Annotated in this window: 25 protein-coding genes; 12 read left to right on the top strand and 13 right to left on the bottom strand. The window is 56.9% G+C overall.

Features of this window, described 5'->3' with window-relative positions; all coding sequences use genetic code 11:
• A partial coding sequence (gene repC, locus FBZ89_RS29800; RefSeq protein WP_145754654.1) for a plasmid replication protein RepC occupies window positions 1–992 on the bottom strand: 992 nt, incomplete at its 3' end.
• Window positions 993–1,447: 455 nt separating this feature from the next.
• Window positions 1,448–1,819, bottom strand: coding sequence for a DUF6876 family protein (locus FBZ89_RS29795; RefSeq protein ID WP_145754652.1), 372 nt, complete (start codon window positions 1,817–1,819; stop codon window positions 1,448–1,450).
• Window positions 1,820–2,195: 376 nt separating this feature from the next.
• Here FBZ89_RS29795 and FBZ89_RS29790 point away from each other — a divergent pair, with 376 nt between their 5' ends.
• The 6 genes from FBZ89_RS29790 (at window position 2,196) to FBZ89_RS29765 (ending at window position 7,220) form a co-directional block, all read left to right on the top strand.
• Complete coding sequence (locus tag FBZ89_RS29790) at window positions 2,196–2,918, top strand: helix-turn-helix transcriptional regulator (protein WP_145754651.1); 723 nt, start codon at window positions 2,196–2,198, stop codon at window positions 2,916–2,918.
• A 246-nt stretch (window positions 2,919–3,164) separates the two neighbouring features.
• Window positions 3,165–3,584 (top strand): hypothetical protein, encoded by a 420-nt coding sequence (locus tag FBZ89_RS29785; protein ID WP_145754649.1) that lies wholly within the window; start codon window positions 3,165–3,167, stop codon window positions 3,582–3,584.
• Window positions 3,585–3,668: 84 nt separating this feature from the next.
• A complete protein-coding gene (locus tag FBZ89_RS29780) occupies window positions 3,669–4,409 on the top strand; it encodes a hypothetical protein (protein ID WP_145754647.1) in 741 nt (246 codons plus the stop codon).
• A 33-nt stretch (window positions 4,410–4,442) separates the two neighbouring features.
• Window positions 4,443–5,291 (top strand): hypothetical protein, encoded by an 849-nt coding sequence (locus tag FBZ89_RS29775; protein ID WP_145754645.1) that lies wholly within the window; start codon window positions 4,443–4,445, stop codon window positions 5,289–5,291.
• The gene (locus tag FBZ89_RS29770) at window positions 5,288–6,253 is read left to right on the top strand and encodes a hypothetical protein (RefSeq protein ID WP_145754644.1); all 966 of its coding nucleotides are present in this window, start codon (window positions 5,288–5,290) and stop codon (window positions 6,251–6,253) included. Before FBZ89_RS29775 ends, FBZ89_RS29770 begins: the two co-directional genes overlap by 4 nt.
• A 211-nt stretch (window positions 6,254–6,464) precedes the next feature.
• On the top strand, window positions 6,465–7,220 hold the full coding sequence (locus tag FBZ89_RS29765) for a hypothetical protein (RefSeq protein WP_145754643.1): 756 nt from the start codon (window positions 6,465–6,467) through the stop codon (window positions 7,218–7,220).
• A 171-nt stretch (window positions 7,221–7,391) separates the two neighbouring features.
• On the opposite strand, the gene FBZ89_RS29760 is transcribed toward FBZ89_RS29765, so the two are convergent.
• A complete protein-coding gene (locus tag FBZ89_RS29760; protein WP_145754641.1) occupies window positions 7,392–8,069 on the bottom strand; it encodes a hypothetical protein in 678 nt (225 codons plus the stop codon).
• 278 nt (window positions 8,070–8,347) lie between these two features.
• Between FBZ89_RS29760 and FBZ89_RS29755 the strand changes: the two genes are divergently transcribed.
• The 5 genes from FBZ89_RS29755 (at window position 8,348) to FBZ89_RS29735 (ending at window position 11,423) form a co-directional block, all read left to right on the top strand.
• Window positions 8,348–8,896, top strand: coding sequence for a hypothetical protein (locus tag FBZ89_RS29755; protein ID WP_145754640.1), 549 nt, complete (start codon window positions 8,348–8,350; stop codon window positions 8,894–8,896).
• Window positions 8,897–9,056: 160 nt separating this feature from the next.
• Window positions 9,057–9,341: a hypothetical protein gene (locus FBZ89_RS29750; RefSeq protein ID WP_145754638.1), complete on the top strand. Its 285-nt coding sequence runs from the start codon at window positions 9,057–9,059 to the stop codon at window positions 9,339–9,341.
• Complete coding sequence (locus FBZ89_RS29745; RefSeq protein ID WP_145754636.1) at window positions 9,342–9,572, top strand: hypothetical protein; 231 nt, start codon at window positions 9,342–9,344, stop codon at window positions 9,570–9,572.
• 2 nt (window positions 9,573–9,574) lie between these two features.
• Complete coding sequence (locus tag FBZ89_RS29740) at window positions 9,575–10,633, top strand: tyrosine-type recombinase/integrase (protein ID WP_246173028.1); 1,059 nt, start codon at window positions 9,575–9,577, stop codon at window positions 10,631–10,633.
• Between the two features lie 85 nt (window positions 10,634–10,718).
• The gene (locus FBZ89_RS29735) at window positions 10,719–11,423 is read left to right on the top strand and encodes a hypothetical protein (protein ID WP_145754635.1); all 705 of its coding nucleotides are present in this window, start codon (window positions 10,719–10,721) and stop codon (window positions 11,421–11,423) included.
• Here the strand turns inward: FBZ89_RS29735 and FBZ89_RS29730 are convergent.
• The 4 genes from FBZ89_RS29730 to mobQ form a co-directional block, all read right to left on the bottom strand.
• On the bottom strand, window positions 11,420–12,859 hold the full coding sequence (locus FBZ89_RS29730; protein WP_145754633.1) for a type IV secretory system conjugative DNA transfer family protein: 1,440 nt from the start codon (window positions 12,857–12,859) through the stop codon (window positions 11,420–11,422). The two genes, FBZ89_RS29735 and FBZ89_RS29730, sit on opposite strands and share 4 nt — an antisense overlap.
• 27 nt (window positions 12,860–12,886) lie before the next feature.
• Window positions 12,887–13,240: a hypothetical protein gene (locus FBZ89_RS29725; RefSeq protein WP_145754631.1), complete on the bottom strand. Its 354-nt coding sequence runs from the start codon at window positions 13,238–13,240 to the stop codon at window positions 12,887–12,889.
• A 59-nt stretch (window positions 13,241–13,299) separates the two neighbouring features.
• A complete protein-coding gene (locus FBZ89_RS29720; protein WP_145754629.1) occupies window positions 13,300–13,575 on the bottom strand; it encodes a hypothetical protein in 276 nt (91 codons plus the stop codon).
• A 551-nt stretch (window positions 13,576–14,126) separates the two neighbouring features.
• Window positions 14,127–15,188, bottom strand: a complete 1,062-nt coding sequence (gene mobQ / locus FBZ89_RS29715; RefSeq protein ID WP_145754627.1) for a MobQ family relaxase — start codon at window positions 15,186–15,188, stop codon at window positions 14,127–14,129.
• 280 nt (window positions 15,189–15,468) lie between these two features.
• Between mobQ and FBZ89_RS29710 the strand changes: the two genes are divergently transcribed.
• Window positions 15,469–15,759, top strand: coding sequence for a mobilization protein C (locus FBZ89_RS29710; protein WP_145754626.1), 291 nt, complete (start codon window positions 15,469–15,471; stop codon window positions 15,757–15,759).
• A 218-nt stretch (window positions 15,760–15,977) separates the two neighbouring features.
• Here FBZ89_RS29710 and FBZ89_RS29705 read toward each other — a convergent pair whose 3' ends face one another.
• The 6 genes from FBZ89_RS29705 to repC (FBZ89_RS29680) all read right to left on the bottom strand — a co-directional run.
• On the bottom strand, window positions 15,978–16,229 hold the full coding sequence (locus FBZ89_RS29705; protein WP_145754624.1) for a DUF433 domain-containing protein: 252 nt from the start codon (window positions 16,227–16,229) through the stop codon (window positions 15,978–15,980).
• Between the two features lie 15 nt (window positions 16,230–16,244).
• On the bottom strand, window positions 16,245–16,529 hold the full coding sequence (locus FBZ89_RS29700; RefSeq protein ID WP_145754623.1) for a ribbon-helix-helix domain-containing protein: 285 nt from the start codon (window positions 16,527–16,529) through the stop codon (window positions 16,245–16,247).
• Window positions 16,530–16,605: 76 nt separating this feature from the next.
• Window positions 16,606–17,235, bottom strand: a complete 630-nt coding sequence (gene parA, locus FBZ89_RS29695) for a ParA family partition ATPase (protein WP_145754621.1) — start codon at window positions 17,233–17,235, stop codon at window positions 16,606–16,608.
• Window positions 17,236–17,371: 136 nt separating this feature from the next.
• Window positions 17,372–17,815, bottom strand: a complete 444-nt coding sequence (locus FBZ89_RS29690) for a type II toxin-antitoxin system MqsA family antitoxin (protein ID WP_145754619.1) — start codon at window positions 17,813–17,815, stop codon at window positions 17,372–17,374.
• Window positions 17,808–18,125, bottom strand: coding sequence for a type II toxin-antitoxin system MqsR family toxin (locus FBZ89_RS29685; RefSeq protein ID WP_145754617.1), 318 nt, complete (start codon window positions 18,123–18,125; stop codon window positions 17,808–17,810). Before FBZ89_RS29685 ends, FBZ89_RS29690 begins: the two co-directional genes overlap by 8 nt.
• A 346-nt stretch (window positions 18,126–18,471) precedes the next feature.
• Window positions 18,472–18,849 (bottom strand): replication initiation protein RepC (repC, locus tag FBZ89_RS29680; RefSeq protein WP_246173026.1); only part of this gene is annotated, 378 nt, incomplete at its 5' end.

Raw genomic sequence — 18,849 nt, 5'->3', positions numbered from 1 at the left:
GCGGCGCGGTCCTGGCGCAGGTAGCGCCCAAACCGAGGGGCTAGTTGGGGGATCTGGTCCGGTTTCACCGGTAATTTCATCTCCGCCACAGGGGCAGGGGGGGGGGATATAGGCTCAGCCTCGGACGCCGCTACGACTCCCTGGTGAGCAATTACAGTATCTAATGGGTTAGAAGATAAGTTTGTAGCTGTAGTGTGGGGCTCGTTTTCGACCCCCTCGGGGTCAAGATTCACAGGCTTAGAGGCTTCGCCAAGCCACTTATCCACATCCCCTTTCCGCCGCTCAAGCGACTGAACGACCAGGGCCAGCTCTTCGGAATGGGTCGCCCTGCGGGCCGCCAACACCAGCTCGGCCGTCTGCGCCTCAATCGTGGCCCAGCCTTCCATGACCAGGCCAAGGGTGGCCATCTCTTCGCCAGCCTGGCGGATCGAGCGGCGCGCAAAGGTGATCCGGCTCCTGAGCTTGCGCATACGCTCGCGCTCAGCCTTGGCTTCCGCCGCCAGGCGGATGAATTCATCGAAACGGACGGCGAGGGGGGAAAGGTCGAAGCCATACGCCTCGATGATCCGGCCGTCCGGTCCACGGCGGCCGTAGCGCTTGCCCTGCTCGTTGTCGCGCATGACGAAGATGCCGGCCTCAAAGAGGGCGCGGTTGAGGCTTTTCACGCGAGCCGGCGAGAGGTTGAGGAATTCCGCCTGCCGGCGAGCTGAAGGCCAAGCGATCGGCCGTGAGCCCTGTTCCCAATCCTGACTTTGGGTCTGCTTCACCAGCCAGGACACCAGTTTGAAGGCATGCGCGGGCAAGCCCAGATAGGGCTCCGCCTCCTGGAAGGCGGCCAGGAACCGCAGCGGCTTTGCATCGCCGCGCGGCACCCCCTCAAAGCTATCGGCGCGGGCCATTGCTTCGCGCATATGCAGATTGAGGCGCCGTGCCCCTGTCGGCCGGAATGATTCGGGTGATCGGGCAAAAGTCTGGGCATCGTGCGAATTCATGGCGCACGTCTCCTTTCCAGGTTCTGGCTAACCCGTTGAGGAAGAGGCCAAAATTCGGCAAAGCTCCGCCCTGGCAAGAATCTCTTGCTTTTCGGGGCACTGCGGGTAATCTCGGGAGTGTTCAGGTCACCGAGTTTCCCGGCTTTGCCGGATGTAAGGCCCGCCCCTCAAGGCGGGCTTTCGCATTTCTAGGTACTGGGTTCCGTTATTCCTCGCTGGTTCCCATGCCATGCCACCACGGCAAAGCACCAGCCAACCTGCCCCAGAATCAATCGCTATGCAAGGAAGGGGCCGGAAACCCCATATTTAGCGACTAAATCCGGAGTCGCTGGCGCATACGACTCGATGCGAATCAAGCATGGATATTGACGCCTATTGAGAGCTGGGCGACTCAATCGCCCGACTCATTGACACCATGGGGGCCGCGCACATGGGCGCGGCCGACAGGGCGACCATCAATACTCGCTCGGCAAAAGGATGGTCCCGCTGACACACCACAGAATCCCCTCGGGAAGGGGAAAATCCGTGAACGTAATCGGCTTTGAAAAGACCTGGTTGCCGTTGCCATCCTCACAGGCCAGCACAGCGGAATGGTCAGGCTTCACCATCAGCTTCCACACCTGAAATTCCTCGGCCGCCACGGCCGCCTCATAGCGCTGGGCAAGGGCGATCTCATCGAGAAGCCAGTAGGCCCCGCCGGCATCGGCAAGGTACTTGGCCCCCTCGGTGAACAGCACAGCTCGATTGATCGGGTGCCGGTAGCAGGTCTCAGAGCCGGTGAACTGGCTCAAGTCGGCCTGGCTCAGGGGTTTCTTTGTTTCGGTCATGGTTTGCGCCTTTCTTTGGGTTAGGGGTGCAGCAGCTGCTGCACCCTTGCCCGTCGGCGAGACCGGATCAGGAGGGGGCAAGGGCCTTCGCGAGGATCCGAAACGCAACGCTGTCTTCGCGGCACGCGAAACAGCGTCTGTCGTTTTGGACGGAAGGTCCTTGCGGGAACCTTAAGGCAGCGCCTTGGGGTTCCTACTGCCGCCGGCAAGGCGGACATAAACTGCGTGAGGGGGCGTTACCGTATGGCCGAGACGCCCCCAGGCGGCTCGGGGCGCTTGCGCCTAGCACCCGACCGAAGAGGCACGCCCTGCTCTACCAATCAGCCATAACCTCGGTCATAGTTCTGACCTGGCGAGATTTTCCTGGCGATGTCCCATGCACCAGCTTGATCAGGCTCTCGAACGGCTCGCATCCGCAAAGACCATTCCCCAGGTTTCCGACGTGCTTGCAGCGGAAACCGCCCGTATGGGCTTTGAGTGGTTCGTCTACGACATGCTGGTGATGCCCGATGGCTGGGGCAGCGAGCTGGTCTGCTGCAACTACCCCAAAGCCTGGGTCGAGCATTACGTCCGGGAGCGCTACACCCGCGACGATATCGCCATGAACCAGGCCATGGCCTCGGTGCTGCCTGTCGGGTGGAGTGCGTCAAAGAACTACCGGCACCTGACTGACCGGCAGCGGATGGTCCTTGATGAGTGTGCCGATGCCGGCCTCAAATCTGGCGCGGTTGTGCCCCTCCATGGGCCTGGTCCGGTCAAGAGCGTGCTCGCTGTCAGCGGCTCTCTATCTGGGGATGATTTCAACCGCCTCTTTCGGAGCCGCCGGCACGAGCTGCTGCTGATCGGGACCCATGCGCATCAGCGAATCCTCAAGCTTGGCGTCGGGCGTCGAACGCCGTCGCTCGTCCTTTCCCCACGGGAGACGGAGGTTCTAACCTTGACGGCTTTAGGGGATTCCGCCGCGCAGATTGCCGGCCGCCTGAAAATTTCAGAGAGCACCACCAACGAGTATCTCGGTTACTCCAAAAAGAAGCTGGGCGCCAAGAATAAGGTGCATGCGGCGTCGATAGCCCTTTCGCAAGGACTTATAAGGCTTTAGCGCCGCCAGCTCGGACAGACAGCCCCTCTCTTATGCGGCCATCCCCTAAAAGTTGGGGGATTGGTCTCAATTGGCTTTTGCGGTAGGAATGGCAAAGTCTAGTTCAGACTTTAGTCAGTCAATGGTCGCAGGAGCGCACCGTGGTAAGACGACATATCAAAAAAAATTGGCAAAAGCCTTTTGGTATCGCTGACAAATGCGTCACTCTACTGTGTAATGGTGTTTCCTACGGAAAATCATAACATCATGATTGGAGTTATTTTTCAAAAACAGCAGATATTTTCTGCTGAAAATATCGATTCCATTAAAAAATACTGCATCGATCCAAGTATCATATGTTTTGGAGCATCAGTACTCTACATCAGCTGTTACGAGAAGAATGACAGCCTGATGATCCATATCATCGTAAACTGCGTCGTCATTGGTATGGGTCATTCACAAAATGGCCTTAATCTTCAGCTCGCTGCCCCTTTGGGCGATGGTAACTATATCCGGATGGCCAGCAGCGAAATGGCCAGCCTCATGGTCGGTGCGCCTTACTTTGAAAAGCCGGTCCTTGCTGTTGCCGACAGCCGGTATATCGACGCCATCACGGCGTTTTTTGCCAATGCCGCCGCCGGCTCACCAGGCGATCCCAAACCCTATTTGCGGCTCGTGAAGCCGTGACGGGATGCGTCTGAAAACAGATGCAGACCTCACTTCCTGTCTCTTGGGGGAATGAGCATGAAACTACGGGGGATATTTGTATTTTTGGTCACCGCCTCCCTTTTGGCGGGATGCGTACCAGCTCAGCAGGGGCCACAAACTGCGGCGGCCGTGCCCAACTTTGTGTTCACGCCGCCGAGCACGGCGCCGATCAAGACCAACATGTCGATCGGCATCCTGAAGGCGGAGCCGTTAGGGAATCTGTGGGTCGAACAGATTACCTTGCAGCCTGGCCTACCCAACCAGAGCACCGTGACGCGGCCGCGGATGTACGTGGACCAACTGCTCAGCTCTGCCCAGAAGGACATGGAGAAAATCCTTGTCGCGAAGGGGTTCCCGACCGCCGGCACTTATCCGACGCTGGATGAGATGACCTATTCGGAGAAGCAGCGCGCCGTCCTCATTCTCCGGCCGACGTTCGAGGTCAACGCCAACGTCGTCCGCCAAGGCTATGGCAGCGGGCAGACGGCGACGGTCAGCGGAACGGTGACACTCGAGATGATCGAGCCGGTCACGCGGGAAAAGATTTGGCTGAAGCGGCTCACCCTGGAGCCTTTCACCAAGGTGCTGCCGGCAAAGCCGGTTGACTTTGGTTCGCTCTTCAGCGTGCCGCCCCAGACCAACGACACCCAGATTCAGGACAACTCGCTTATCCTGCTGCTCAACACGTTCTATGCCACGGCCATGCAGAAGGTCTGGGATCACCTCGACCCGCAGGAGATCGGAGATCTCAAGAGGCAGGTCGATGAAGTGAGGAAAAACAGCACCCACACGGCCCACCCATAGCCACTCAGCGGAATAGCGATCAGGAGGCGCGAGATGCCAACCATATCTTGGGGGCGGCTTCTTGCGTCCTCCGTGGCCGTTATCGGGGCAATATTTCCTAACTACTCAACATCTCAGGAGATTCCTCAGGCCATCCCCCGGTCCTGCAACGGGTTCAATATGATTAGTTATCGATATCATGCAATCTGCTACCGTAATGTGCCTGATTCAGATATCGCGATTGGAAATTCATTTCTTAATGAAGGCGTTAATTATTGGTCTGGCTATATAGATAAAGTTATGTGCGCCAAGCCATATACAATTTCTCCCAAAGACCGCTCAAAGATTAATGATTATGTCTCCACCATCAGCAGAATGGACGAACAAAATCTTGACGCCATGGCGAACTGCAACATAAGTCTTATTGAAAAATACGCTATTGATGTCAAATACTATATAGGGAAAATAGACAGAATATTACAATGCGCAAATCCAATGACTTATGAAGGTAACTCCGGCATACTCGACCAACTCACAGATACATCCGGAACATTGGGTGATATGGGTGAGACGTATGGACAGCCTCTATTGAAGAGTACTGGAAAAATATACGATATAAAAAGAAAAATTGATATAATTGATAATATCACTGACGGTGATTACGCAGAAGCCGCCGGCAAGACATTAGGGGATATCGCATCAATATTTGTTGCATCTCCTTTCGCCGCTGCCGCTATCGCAGAATGCACTACTGGTGTCGGATGCCTTGGGAGTTTCGCTACATTTAGTGCCGGTGTATATGTGGGTGACAAGTTAGGTCTAGGATTCGGATGTTTTGTGGAAGATTCAATTAATTGGAGAAACGATCATCCAAATTATCGATATAAGGGGCAGAGGTCATGAGTATAAATACAAGATTAATATCAACAATGGTATTGATTGTCTGCAACATGCTGTTCCATTCTGCTTTTGCTCAGAGCAATGTGGAGGGAAATGGAAGATACTTTACAGAAAGTACGATACAAGTCGGCATGTCATTATTGGATTATCGGAAGAAGATAGTAGCGGATGATACATTCTCCTCAACAAATGCCCTATGGGATCAGATTTATGGCAAGGAGCATCTTGAGAATAGAGAACAAGAAATTGCGGGTAGAGCCGCCGGACGATTTTTTATGGTTGGCGCTATCCCGATCGTTCTAACGAATAATATGGCGGCGCTATATAATCCTTTCAGTGATATATTCCTATTATATTCATACAAGAAGGACACTGACAGGAATGAGTTCTCCGTAACAGACGTATATGCAGGCGGTGGCGATTCACTGGCGAAATATAGCGGCATAAAGGAGAATTATACCGGTGATGATCTGTCTCATCTTGTCAAGATTGATATTAAAGATAGAGTAAGAAGTAGATTTTCTCTTCTCGTTAAGGCGACATCGCATAAAGACTTTATGTCTTTGGCGAAGGAATTATCAAAAATAGAAAATAGGGATTGGCTATTGGGAAGATATGTCTTTTCAATAGCTAGTGGACCTCTTCGAGGAGATGAACAACACGCAATAAATACTATATTTAATTCATTTAATCGAGGGGATGCTTTATTATTATATAACGATCCATTAATATCGATAGAAGATCACTCAGAATTTGATAAAATAATCAACGAACTCCATAAGGTCGAGCCGCAATTATACAGTATATCATTCTTAACAAAGAGTGGGGATAAGAGCACCGTTCATTTTTCCCCAATTGACAACCCAAGTGCGGTATTCATTGTTCGTATGCATCGGGATAATGAGAGAATTTCTATCGATAGAATTGGATTCATTGGCCTGAATGACCTTAAACCAGGGAAATAACGAGATATTTCCGTGGTGACATCACTGCTTTACGCTCCAGTCGCGGAGCTATTTACCGCGATGGGGCCAAGGGTCGCTGGCATGGCTGACCATGACAGCCTGCTCTCAGGTGATACGCCGTCAGCCCCGTAGTTTCCCCTCTCCGGCGGCATAATTGTATCTCGTACCGGCACTGCGCGCCTGCCGTGCCACCGTGAACCGAGACAAGGCCATGGCGGTCACCGGCTTTCCCAGCAACCCATTCTTCAGTCCGTTTCCCGACCTCGGCCGTACAGCGGATGACGATGTGGTCGCACTGTTCAACCAGCCAGAAGGGCAGGATTGGCGCGATCATCCGAGCCTGTTCCGACAAACGGCCGCCATGAACGGCGACCCTAATCTACCCGTTGCAGCCTGCCATTCGGCCGGCGTGGTCGAACAATTCGGCAAGGGCTTCGCCTCCTATCCTCAGGGGCTTGCCGCTGTCCTGCTCCAGATCACCATGGAAAAAGGGCTGTGGGGTGAAGTGCAGAAGCGCCACGCTTCCATCCGTGGCCATCAGCTTTCCGGAATCCTCTGGCTGGGCCTTCAAGACACCGATCGGACGATGCGCCTGCTATGGTGGCTGACCAAGAACGCCCTTCCGAAGGATGCCCCGTATCTTGCGGGGCGGTTTGGCGGTGGGACGTTTACGGGCTGGGCGCTGAAGCTCGGCCGGCTCGGCAAGGCTTGGCCGCTTGGGGTGGTTCCTATGTTCGTGCTGGCCGGGTACGGCTCCGGCATTCTGGCGATGGAGCGGGGCAACATCGCATTCGACGCTATTGCCTATGCCATCCTGTCGGGCCGGTATGAGGGCATTTGCCTGCCGGCGGATCGGATTAAGCGGGAACTGCAAGACATGGAAAACAAGGAAGGTCCGGAAATCGCGCCCATGGTGCAGATGCTGAAGGATGTTATGCGCCTGGCCCAGGGGGCAGGGAACAACTGATGGCTCTTCTTCCGCCGCGACGGTGCCCACACTGCTTGGCAAAGACGATACCCACCTGGGGGTCAGCCTCAATCCACAAGGACCGGCCGGTTCAGTGCTCAAACTGTGGATCCTGGGTCTACGGCAAGGCGCAATTCATCCGCTTCGCCTTCACCTATGCGTCGGTCGCCCTCATCCCTTTGGCTGCCATCTGTACCTGGGGGGTGACAGAATCCGGCTATGCGGCCGGCGCTGCGGCCCTTCTGATGCTCCTGCTGGGCCAGGCCATGGATTTTTTCTGGCCACTTGATGTCGTGCGGCCTGATAACGCCCCCTGATGGTCTGCCTTGCAGTTTCGCGTAGATCGCTGGCCACCTGGCCGCCTTCGGCTGTGATGATGGCAACCACGGCAGGGATACCAGCGGCAACCGACAAGGCAGCATGGTAAGCTTCCTCGGCGCTGCTACGGTCATCGCATTGGGCCTCTTGGAACTCCTCGAAGGTACCGGGAAAGTGCTCGAAGGAGGTGGCCCATGCGGCATAAGTGGCGGCCTGACCCGCCGCTTCCTTGGCATCGTGAGCACGGATCAGGTCGCGGACTATGACGTGGGGATGTGAAGCGGGCAGGTAGTCGAGAATGTCCTTCGCAAGACAGCCCCCAGCATCAATCACCAGCTGGGCCGCCGCCATGTCACGGGAGGTCGCCAGCATCGCTTCATCAAGGGCGGCTGCGGCGTCCACATAGGCCCGGTAAAGGCCGAAATGCTCGGCCGGGTAATTTGGCCGGTTGGTGTGGGCATCACGGCTCACATCATAGGCGGAATAAGCCAGTCGCAAAGTGGCCGCAAGCTCGGCCGGCGTAGATGACATACGGACTCCCGGTTGTTGGATCTGTCATGATTATACATGATCGAACCGTTATTCCAGGAGATGCATACCGCTCGACTACTGATGTAGTCAGGTGCCGTTAGCCCAGAAGATAATCCTGCCCATTTTATGTCGGCACCCCAACTAGAAGTCCGCCCTGAAATGGCGCGACTTGGTTGCAGAAACAGGCTAGGATTGCACTTCCGTCAATCCCTGTGAGTTGGCTTATCCGGCTTCCGGATATTGCACACTTAGAACCAAGCTAGAGGAGGGAAATGACTATGACTGGTGATGTATCGCGCACAGGCCCACTAGAGGGAACGATATATACAAATAATGGTGGACTATTTACCGAACCAGCACAAACAAGTGTTGTTTTCAGTGAGGAAAAGGGCGATTTAATCGCCAACTTTCGTTGGGGTAAAGTAGATTTAATAATAAATAATCCAAATGTTGGATATGTTTGCTGGTTTACTCGCGTTCAAGATCCTGAATTAACATTCAAAAAATTGGCAAATGGCCGCCGTTCTTGCGTATTCTTGTTTCATTCTGTCAATACGTACAATTGGCATTCGGATAACCCTGGTAATGTCCCTCCGGGTCTACCATTGATTGTTACGGTTTCGGGTCCGCAGGGCGCCCTTTTCAGCGAAACGGTATATTGGCCAATTGCGCCGGAAGACTGCTTTATTCGTCAACAGGTCCCACTTCCCTCTTTCAATGGCTTTCCGGACCCGCTGGTGGACGCAAAAAATGCCACCTTCCAAGTAGGAAGCACCATCTGGAGACACAATGACAACAATCGTTGCCAACCGGGCGACGATCATTGAACGACTACATAAAGGGTTTCAGCCGAGAAATCGTGCTGTGGCTTATGTTGTAGCTGCAGGCGATGTTTGTTAACTGCCCACCTCACTGGCTTGGCCGGGGCCTGTCTTGAGGGGCCTCTCTATATATGATAATGTCCTTTATCATATATAGGAGGGCACTATGAGCCAAAACATCTTTCCCTTCCCCAAGTCGGGAAAAACCACCGTCCGAATGACTGGTGCTGGTTTATTTGAGGTTGAATGCGTTGGCGTAGATAAGAACGACTATCAACTGCTGGAAGGCTTCTTCAACAATATGCAGGGCAGATTTAGGGAATTCCAATTTGAGCATGGTGGCTCTATCTACCCGAAATGCCGCTTTGATAGCGACTCCGCTACTTTTACCCGCCATGGACCGAATACGATCAGCGTTACATTCCCAATAAAAATTCTTCCAGGGGGCTGAATGTGGCAATTAAGCACGACCAACGCGGCGAGAGAATGGGTTGAAATTGGCCGCTTCGACACGGTGACAGCCGCAGCGCGGCGCATTCGGGAGCTTGAAGAATATCCGACAGCGGGCGTGTTCTTTGAGCTGTATGTCGATACCGAACTCGGCACCGATGATGATGCCTTCAGCGTCCTCCACCATACCGGCAAGCGCGGCCTTTATGGCATCAGACGCCGGGTGAACTGAGAATGATCGACCAACTGCGGCCAGCCATGGACGACACCGATCAGCAACCCGTCGACAATTCAGACGGCCATGTTCAAGCCCAGGCCCTGGTGGCGGGAGCGTGCATGACTCTACCTGCCATCCTCCCTTCGCCCACCCTTCCCCAGCTCGTCGCCGCTGCCGGCGACCAGGCCGGCATCCGCTTCCTGGAATTCTTCGCCGCGCAAATCCGCAACCCCCACACCCGCCGCGCCTACAGCCGGACCGTGGGTGAGTTTCTGGCCTGGTGCGAGGATGCCGGCGTACCGTCGATCACGGCCGTCCAGCCCCTGCACGTCGCGACCTGGATTGAGGCCCGCACCCGCGAAGTGTCGGCGCCGACCATCAAGCAGGGCCTGGCTGCGCTGCGTCACCTGTTCGACTGGCTGGTTGTCGGCCAGGTCATGCCGGTCAACCCGGCGGCGTCAGTGCGCGGGCCGGCTCACAGTGCCAGAACCGGCAAGACGCCCGTACTTGATCCGGCTGAAGCCCGCCAGCTTCTCGGCAGCATCGACGTGACCACACCGGCCGGCCTACGTGACCGGGCGCTGATCGGGCTGATGACATACAGCTTTGCCCGTGTCGGCGCCGCGACGGGCATGCGAGTGGAAGATGTCTATGTGCAGAACCGCCGGCTCTGGGTCGGCCTGGCTGAGAAAGGGGGCAAGGCCCACGCCATGCCCTGTCATCACAATCTGGAAACTTACCTGGTCGAATATCTCGACGGCTGCGGCCTGCGCGACGATCCCAAGGGGCCGTTGTTCCGCACCATCGGCCGTGGCACTGGCCAGCTCACCCGCACACCCCTGCCCCAGGCGAACGCTTGGGCCATGATCGAGCGGCGCCGCACGGCCGCAGGCATCATGACCAGGATCGGCAACCACTCATTCCGGGCGACCGGCATCACCGCCTACCTGAAGAATGGCGGCACGCTGGAAAACGCTGCTGCCATGGCCAACCATGCCAGCACCCGCACCACCCAGCTCTATGACCGCCGGCATGAAGAGGTGACGCTTGATGAGGTCGAGCGCGTCGGGATTTGAAGGCCCCCGCGAAGTTTAGGATGACAGACCACTCCGGCGCAGGGACACTTACCCCGGGTTGAAAACCTTATCGGGGGGGTGAGGTATGTGGTTCCCAAAATCACCGTTGCAGTGGGGCTTGGTCGCGGCCGGTGTCTTGATCGTGCTTTCGTTGATACTCGACATCAACCGCGCGATCTGGCCCACGGCCATCATCCTGCTCGTTTACGTTATCCTCTACAAAATGCGCAACGCGCCCGACCACCAAGGAATCCATAAGGCTAAGCCTGACAAGGACTCTGGCTTTGTCGAGGCCAGCTACGAGGTGCCGTACTGCAAATTCCAGCATACACCCGAAGGCTTCATCGTGTCGTTTAACGCCCCGCCTCTTGGATTTCATAAGGTATTGCACGCCACAAGCACCGCCAAGAGCGGCGGGCAAGCGGCTACAGCTCTTGTCGCGCTAGCTGGTATAGGCGCCTTCAGGCTGGCACAAAAGGGCGGAAAAGGCACCGTGATTGAAGTAACACGCGACGCAGTCATCATTGATGGTAAGAAAATGCGCCGCGGTGATTTCGGATCATTCCACGTAAGCAGCACCTACAAAGGCAATCATCTCGATAGTAATGTGGCGGTCTTGGGCTATAGCTACGGAAGCCAGAGTTTTGAATTCGGAGGCGCTTGGGGTGAAAGACAGGCAAACGAAGTTGCCAGCAGCCTGAACACACACCTGCGCGCGGCTCCTTTGGCCGGCGATGAAACCCGCGCCTCTCCTGAAGCTCTCCGCGCGGCCAGGCCGACAGACTTCTAAACGCTGTCAAACTTGCCGGCAAAGAAGCTGCTGCTGTAGTACCGCACCCGATCAATGGCGATCGGGTCGGCACCTGGCCATAGCAGAAGCTGGGCGTTGCTTTGGCGGGAGAAAAACCGCGCGACCTCATCAGCCGTCATCAACTCGGCCGTATGCAACTGCGTCGACTCCCCCGTGAATCCGCCAGCACTCTGGCTGGTCGATATCTCGCCCTGCGACACTTGCAGGATGGTGCTTTTGCCGAGCCTCTGGGCCAGATATTGCAGGGTCGTGAGATCGTTGTTACCGAAGAACTGTAGCAAGCCGGCATTGCCCATGAAGGTTTCCCAGCGGTCTTTGTAGATGGATTTGAGCTGGCTGAGATCCTGAAGGATCGGCCATAGCCTGACCCCAAAGCCGGCGATCTGTCCGGCCGCCTTCTCGATGCTGGACAGGTGGTCCAGTACCGCGAACTCATCCATGAGGAACAGGACAGGGTGTTGCGGCTTTGCAGGCTCGCGCTCCATCGCTTCAACCGCCAGGTTGATGATGATGCGAAGCCAACGACTATGCGTGGCCATACGCCCCGCCGGCAGGCAAAGGTAGACCGTTGTCGGCTTCCGCTTCAGATCAGTGAGGCTGAAATCTGAGTGGGCCAGGCAACGCCCCAAAGGGGGGCTGTCGAGAAAGTCGGTCTGCTCAATCGCGGTGGAGATCACGCCCGTTCGTTCATTCTCGGACTTGGCGGCCAGGCTGTTGGCGGCTCGGCGGATAACCCCATGACACCCAGAGTTCGTCTGCATCACCTCCAGCAGCACCTTGAAGCTCTTGTCATCAAGGGTGAGAAGCTGGCGGACGCGAGGCAGGTTGCGGGTCGCTGGCGGCTCGTCACTGCATACCTGAAGAATGAGGCCACGCAGGAAATTGCGCGCAGCGGCCGAGAAATGTCGGCCAGGGCCTTCTTCCTGGATCACCAGGGCCTCAGCGATCAAGGCGGCATCATCAACTGCCGTTTCGGCCTCCACATCGATCATGCTGAGCGGGTTAAAGCCGCTGCTGGGATGGCCTGAGACGCCAAAGGGGTCGAGCACATAGACATCCTGCCCCAGCCCTTCAGCCACGGCCGGCGAGCCCCTAGCCCGTCTATTTTTTGTCAGGCGGGCATTCTCGCCCTTCGGATCGATGGCCAGAATTGAGCCGGGGTATTCGAGCAAATTGGGGATGATGGTCGAGACGCCCTTGCCGGCCCGGGAGCCGGCGATCGTCATCATGTGCCGATCGTCGCTGACACCGAGCAAGCGATCCTCCAGGGCACCAAGGAACACTTTCCCCGGCTCGTAAGCCCAGTGGGGATGCGTGCTGATGAAGTAGGGATCAGCCCAGACAGCAAAGGGGGCGATGTTGTTGCGGAGATCGCGGCCAGGCACACCGCGCGGAAACTTCGACAGGTCAACCACGGCATTTTCCTGAAAGGGCTGGCGCGGCTAGCGCTTGATGTCGTCGTCCCGCTTCGGACTAAGATCAGGCGTGTTCTCTGGGGCCTGAACCTGGCCGGCGTTGCTACGCTCAATGCGTTGATGCAGCGTATGGAGGGCAGCCTGGTGCTCTTGCGCGACCTTATTAAATTTATTCGCAGCCGCGTTTTGCTCGGGCATGCTGGCTCCTGCTGCATTCCAACCCGGAGATTTCGATTGTGATGGGTGGCCAACCGGCCTTTCCGGGCCGCGATCTGGCTCTTCCGCCCTCTGCGGCGCCTGAGACCGTTCTATAAGGTTGTTGAGGGTCTCAAGCGCCTGCTGATGAGCCTGACGAAGCGGATCATAGTCCTTGCGAGCCACAGCAATTCCCCTGGATCGGCTTTTCCAGGGCATATCGTTACGCATAAAGGTGGTGTTGGCTACGAGTTTTTCTTATTCCCGTTGGGCGTAGGGGGTCGTTTTATAATGGCATCAATTTGCTTCTTGCTGGCGGCGTATTGAGGAAATATTTTGTGAACGAGCGGCATGAGCAAGTCATATATATCAGCTATGTATTGATATGCGTTTGTATAAACTTCTTTTATTAAATTGTTCACGCTATCAAAATTACTGTCATATTCAGCTTTCATGTCAGAAAGCTGGGATCTTAACTCAGAAATCTCATTTCTTATTTTTAATAATTCTTCATTTTCCATAGCTATTTATAGCATGTATTGTTTTTTATTTCTAGCCGAACCTTAAGGGCTTCTGTCTCTCACCTCCTCTTCTTTCCGCTCGAAACGGTCGCAGCTGGTCATGTCCTGCCAGACGGGCTCCCGATCTAGCAGACACACGATAACTGTCTTGCCGTCTTTTGCTGCTCGCGTCCATCCAGCCGCACAAATCCTGCAATGGCTGTCGGCATAATCTGATGTATTCGCTAACAATCTTTCTTGTCGAATGGTGTTCATCATTTCCACCTGCTCTTTCTTTTTTTGTGTGTCTCCTGTTCCTATTCATCTGATCCGCCCACGCCATCAGGTTTCTTAATGGGTCATGGCATAGACCAACATAGCGTCTGACAATTCTGCATGTTGATGCCAACACCCCATCCCCGCCCTTCGAGCGGCGACGTGGTGCCGGGCAAGGCACCCGCCCCAGCAATGAGGTGGCGGCCTGGCGGAAAGCATCAAGCAAGACAGTAAGGCCGTGTCTTCGCCTGGATGTCTGGTACCCCTCGCCGAAATGCACCCTCGTTCCGGCGGGATTATCGCGACCGATCTTCCGAAGGGTCCCGCCCTCTGTCAGCCACCACCTGTTGGTCACGCTGACCCTGTTTTTCTATTGCCTCATTAATTCTTTGCAGCCGTTCCCTACGCTGCTTTTCCAACGCCTCGGAGTTCTCCCTGAAACGGTCGAGGGCATCCATCTGCTGGGCCACCATACCGCCCTGTGTAGGGCCCAGAGCCGTTCGCGGGCCCCGGGCTTCCCATTTCTCCTCACCGGCCGCGCCTTGCGCCGGCACGGGCATAGGCTCTTGTCTGGCGCGGTCTGCCCGTTGCTGTTCAAGGTCGATGATCTCGGCCGACAACACCATCAGTTCGGCGTCCAGCTCGGCCCGCTCGGCGTTGCGGGCCTGGACGGCACGGCGATCATTGCCGGCGTGAGACTCCCTGCCCTGGCGTTCCATTTCGGTGGCCACAGGGCCTTGCTTGGGTTCCGGCTCGCGGTCGATGCCCTGATCGGCCAGGCTGCGATGATCGACCCGGGCGTGATGGCCATGGCGCTCAAGATGGCGGTTCACCACCTCCGCCCAATCTGCCCGCCACTGCTCAAGCTGCTCGGTGTCGTTCCACGCCCTCACCTTCTTGCCAAACCCCTCCCCTGTCAGCTCACGCATGGTCAGGAGGATATGGCAGTGGTGGTTGCGATCATCGCCCTGCCGATCCGGCGCGTGGATGGCCACGTCAGCGATCATCCCTTGGGCCACAAATTCCGTCGCCACGAACTCCCGCACCAGGTCAACGCGCTGTTCATGGGTCAGCTCATGGGGAAGCGACATCAGGATGTCGCGGGCAAGCTGGCTGTCCTTGCGCTTCTCCACCTTCTCGACCGCGTTCCAAAGCTGCACACGGTCGTACATCCATGCCGGCGTGCCGGCAGGTGCCATGATCTCCGAATGAAGCACGCCCTGCTTACGGGTGTAGTCAAAGCTCTGGCCGGTGCGCTCATCATCGATGCGCACGGCTGCGCGATAGGCGGCGGCTGCCGTCGCGCTGCGGCCATGACTACGGCCGATGATCTTTGCCTCAAGCCGATAGGTTGCCATCAGTCCCTACCAGAGAAACGCCGTGCAGGGTGCGTAACCCTGCGCTTGGGTTTGGGGGCGAGCTGGCCCCCATGGACCACAGGGTGGTCCCTGCTGTCGGTATCGGGGGGCAGAACCCCCGATCGCGGATGTTGCGTAGCAACGTATAACCGCGCACTTCGTGATTTTCTCTTTGTCTTGCTTCGAATCATCTGATGATTAGACTCGGTGTCTCGCACCGCAACAATTCTTTTCCGCTGTTTCCACACGGCGCTATGCACCAGCCGCAGGAGGCCCGACGATGCCACCTAAATCCCTTGATGAGCAGATCGCCGACGCCGCTAAGCGCTACGAGCAACTGAGCAACCGCAAGCGGGATCGGGATGCGGCCGCAAAGGTCCGCGCCCGTAAGCGGGACAACAATCGCAAGATCGTCGTCGGGGGTGCTGTCCTCGCCCACGCAAAGCGCGACCCCGCGTTCGCTGCCCAGCTCTGGGCAGTCCTCGACCAGGCCGTGACGCGGGCGATTGATCGGAAAGCTATAGCTGATTTGCTGCCCTCAGCTCCTGCCGGCGCCGGTGAAGCGGCATGATGGGAGGGTGAGGCTCTGCCTCCCCCTGTAACCCCCTCCGGGATATTTGACCAAGGATATGGGCAGGGGTAGATTCAGAGCGCGGTACAGCCGGGGACGGCGATGGCCGTCAAGGATATGGGGCTGGTGCTTTACCGCACCGGCCCTTTTCTTTCGTGGGCGAAAAACCACGACGCTGACACGTCATTGCCCTTCCTCACTCTCGCCTACAGCAGGCCCTACAGGCCGCGCAGAGGGTACGCACCGGCATAGATCGTCGCCAGGCGGATCATTTCGGAGGTGATGCTGGGATAGCATGCAAGCAAGTCCTCTTCGCTCTCCCCCTGAGCTTTCAGCTCTGCAATCATGTGCACCTGAACCCGGGTTCCCCGAAAAACTGGATGACCGCCCATGATCCCGGGATCGCTCACCACGATCTGGCGAGCACGGCGCAAATCGCGCAAGGCGAGCCACCAGGAGCACAACCACATCACCAACGTCCCCCATTACCCCTTCGCTAGGGGCGGCTTCCCATACTTCACGAACAGGTCGCTAATCGCCTCGCGCAGCAACCCTTCCAGCGTAGAGGTCCGTTCGGCCACCAGCATTTTGAATTGACGGTGTTCCTCGGGATCAAGGCCCGTCGTCACCTTTTTCAGGCCAACCCGGGTCGCTGCGTAGTAACCGCGCTTCGCTTCCTCGGCAGCGTCAACCACCACAAGGGCGGGTGGTGGCGGTGCTGGCTGTTCCAGCTTCCGCATGCTGTCTGCCAGACTTGGACGCTTGGTCATGTTGAACCCCCTAATTGCCGCTTTGCCATACTGCCAATTTGCCATATTGCCTCATTGCTGGCAAGTTGGCAGACATTCACGCACTCGCGGGCAGGACTGACCGTAGCCAACGATAGAGCTGAGCTGCTTCATCGGCCGCCTTCCCCTCAGGTTCATATTCCTGGGCGGTTTGCCCCAAGGTCAGGGCATGGGCAAAGGCGGCACGTTGCTGGATGGATACAGGGGCAACGTCCAGGCCATGGACTGCAACGGCAGCACGCGCATCCGCCAGCACTTGAGATGCCCTCGCCGGCATGGTGTTCAAGACCACATAGGCCGGCTTGCCGGCGAGCTTCACCAGCTCGGCTGTTGTACCGATTGCACGCAGGTCGAGGATACCAGGCCGGCACGGGATCAGAACGACGTCAGCAGCCTTTGCAGCGGCAAGCGCAGCCCCTTCGGAATGGGGTGCTGTGTCAATCAAGGCCAAATCCGCCCCCCCATCCTGCGCGGCCTGTAGTGCCTGCTGTAAACGAGAATGCGGAAGGGCGATGACGTAAGGCGCCTCCCCTGGTCGGCTGTCTTTCCAGCCCGCAGAACTGGCCTGGGGATCAAGATCAATGACCGCCACAGACTGCCCTTCACGGTCAGCCGCAACGGCCAGGTGCAGGGTCAGGGTGGTTTTTCCGGTCCCCCCCTTTTGGCTGATAATGGCGACAGTACGCATAGAGTCCCCCATTGCCGGCAATACGGCAATCCTTATTGCCGCTTTCTCGCATTGCCGGCAATGTAGTACGCCTGCGCCGCAGGATCAATTGCCAACATCTCGAATTGCCTTATTGCTGGCAATTAGAAATAGCCGCTTACGGCCTGGGCGCCTCATGGGCCGCAGCTGGGATGTTGCGATAGCGGGTTTCGAGCACCCTGAGCGCGTGGGGATCACGGTCGAGCAACACGAGGGCACTGCTGATAGCCCTGCTCGGCAAGAGGTCACCAGCCTCGTATTTTTGGAAGGCACGGGGGCCGCCGCCGATCACTTCGCCTGCTGCCGTTTGGTTCATACCGATCTTCTTGCGTATGCGACGGATTTCCTCGGGCTCAAGCAAGCCTTCGCTACGCGCCTTGAGACGGTTTAGAGCCCGGTCAGACACCTTCATGTCCTCGCCGGTATGAATGGACTGGTCAGACTCATCGCAATACCAGCCAGGCATATCAATGGTGATGGTCTGCCCCTTATAGGCAAGGGTCAGGGGTCGTACATCCCTGTGCATGGGGGCTCCCGTTTCGGGACAGACAGGATTAGTCATTGTCTTTCTCCTTAAACGACAGCAACAAAAACTCGGTGACAGCATCTGCCGTGAATTTCACGTACAGAACGCCGGCATCTGACGGAACGTGGTAAACGTCCTGCCAGACACGATGATCGGCATGAGCGGTCATCGATTTGTAGAACTGCTGGCGCTGCATGGTCTGGATCGTGGCAACGATTTCCGTTCGCCCGAAACCAAGGCCCGCCGCAGTCCGCAGCGCTGTGCCAGTGACGTTCAATTTGTCCACGCTGGCAAAAGCAGCTTTGAACGCCTCTAGGTCGTAAGTGGGTTTCCGCTTATCCGTCATGCTACTATATGACACCTTTATGGTGTAAAGTCAAGGAACACCTTAATGGTGTATAACATAGAATACGGCTTTCACCGACAACGCAGTTGCCGGCAAGTTAAATTGCCTAATTGCCAGCAATATGAAATTGCCGTCTTATTGGCAATGTGCTTCGTCCAGCACTCCACCCCGCATGCAAACGCGCCAAAGGCGCGGTGACGCCGTAGGCGGCACGAAGATCACAAGCCGCTTGCGGCGCAGGGATCGTAGCAGGGCATGCCGCAAGGCAGCATGCCCGAGACAGACGCGGCTTGGCCGCGTTCAACTTTCGGTCCACTGCCAACCATCTCAGGGCTTGGGGGGCTCCTCACACCCGCACGAAATTCGGGCGCCCTGTGCCCCAGGTGGCCTCTCTGAGCGCCCACAGGCTGCCGGCGAGGTTGAGATGGCCGGCTTCGTGCTTCCTCACCATGCCGGCGAAGTAAGCCCCTGGCCCCCGGCTGAAATCAGCCTCTGGCTTCGCGGAGACGATGGCGAGAGCGATCGCGGCCCTCTCCCGGCCCATAACGTGGCAGGCGTGCGCCCAGAGGCTCTCTGATACGCCCAGCTCACCCCGGAGCCAGCCGGCAGCATCGATGATTTCGGGCCAGGCGGCGCGGTCCTGGCGCAGGTAGCGCCCAAACCGAGGGGCTAGTTGGGGGATCTGGTCCGGTTTCACCGGTAATTTCATCTCCGCCACAGGGGC

The organism is Nitrospirillum amazonense, from assembly GCF_007828045.1.
GTDB lineage: Bacteria > Pseudomonadota > Alphaproteobacteria > Azospirillales > Azospirillaceae > Nitrospirillum > Nitrospirillum amazonense_C.
The sequence above is the reverse complement of the archived record's forward strand: the minus strand, read 5'-3'. Positions and strand labels throughout refer to the sequence as shown.

Excerpts from the sequence above, each read along its gene's own strand:
- FBZ89_RS29795 (WP_145754652.1), bottom strand. The coding sequence starts at position 1,819 with ATGACCGAAACAAAGAAACCCCTGAGCCAGGCCGACTTGAGCCAGTTC.
- FBZ89_RS29790 (WP_145754651.1), top strand. The coding sequence starts at position 2,196 with ATGCACCAGCTTGATCAGGCTCTCGAACGGCTCGCATCCGCAAAGACC.
- FBZ89_RS29785 (WP_145754649.1), top strand. The coding sequence starts at position 3,165 with ATGATTGGAGTTATTTTTCAAAAACAGCAGATATTTTCTGCTGAAAAT.
- FBZ89_RS29775 (WP_145754645.1), top strand. The coding sequence starts at position 4,443 with ATGCCAACCATATCTTGGGGGCGGCTTCTTGCGTCCTCCGTGGCCGTT.
- FBZ89_RS29770 (WP_145754644.1), top strand. The coding sequence starts at position 5,288 with ATGAGTATAAATACAAGATTAATATCAACAATGGTATTGATTGTCTGC.
- FBZ89_RS29765 (WP_145754643.1), top strand. The coding sequence starts at position 6,465 with ATGGCGGTCACCGGCTTTCCCAGCAACCCATTCTTCAGTCCGTTTCCC.
- FBZ89_RS29760 (WP_145754641.1), bottom strand. The coding sequence starts at position 8,069 with ATGTCATCTACGCCGGCCGAGCTTGCGGCCACTTTGCGACTGGCTTAT.
- FBZ89_RS29755 (WP_145754640.1), top strand. The coding sequence starts at position 8,348 with ATGACTGGTGATGTATCGCGCACAGGCCCACTAGAGGGAACGATATAT.
- FBZ89_RS29750 (WP_145754638.1), top strand. The coding sequence starts at position 9,057 with ATGAGCCAAAACATCTTTCCCTTCCCCAAGTCGGGAAAAACCACCGTC.
- FBZ89_RS29745 (WP_145754636.1), top strand. The coding sequence starts at position 9,342 with ATGTGGCAATTAAGCACGACCAACGCGGCGAGAGAATGGGTTGAAATT.
- FBZ89_RS29740 (WP_246173028.1), top strand. The coding sequence starts at position 9,575 with ATGATCGACCAACTGCGGCCAGCCATGGACGACACCGATCAGCAACCC.
- FBZ89_RS29735 (WP_145754635.1), top strand. The coding sequence starts at position 10,719 with ATGTGGTTCCCAAAATCACCGTTGCAGTGGGGCTTGGTCGCGGCCGGT.
- FBZ89_RS29720 (WP_145754629.1), bottom strand. The coding sequence starts at position 13,575 with ATGGAAAATGAAGAATTATTAAAAATAAGAAATGAGATTTCTGAGTTA.
- mobQ (WP_145754627.1), bottom strand. The coding sequence starts at position 15,188 with ATGGCAACCTATCGGCTTGAGGCAAAGATCATCGGCCGTAGTCATGGC.
- FBZ89_RS29710 (WP_145754626.1), top strand. The coding sequence starts at position 15,469 with ATGCCACCTAAATCCCTTGATGAGCAGATCGCCGACGCCGCTAAGCGC.
- FBZ89_RS29705 (WP_145754624.1), bottom strand. The coding sequence starts at position 16,229 with ATGTGGTTGTGCTCCTGGTGGCTCGCCTTGCGCGATTTGCGCCGTGCT.
- FBZ89_RS29700 (WP_145754623.1), bottom strand. The coding sequence starts at position 16,529 with ATGACCAAGCGTCCAAGTCTGGCAGACAGCATGCGGAAGCTGGAACAG.
- parA (WP_145754621.1), bottom strand. The coding sequence starts at position 17,235 with ATGCGTACTGTCGCCATTATCAGCCAAAAGGGGGGGACCGGAAAAACC.
- FBZ89_RS29690 (WP_145754619.1), bottom strand. The coding sequence starts at position 17,815 with ATGACTAATCCTGTCTGTCCCGAAACGGGAGCCCCCATGCACAGGGAT.
- FBZ89_RS29685 (WP_145754617.1), bottom strand. The coding sequence starts at position 18,125 with ATGACGGATAAGCGGAAACCCACTTACGACCTAGAGGCGTTCAAAGCT.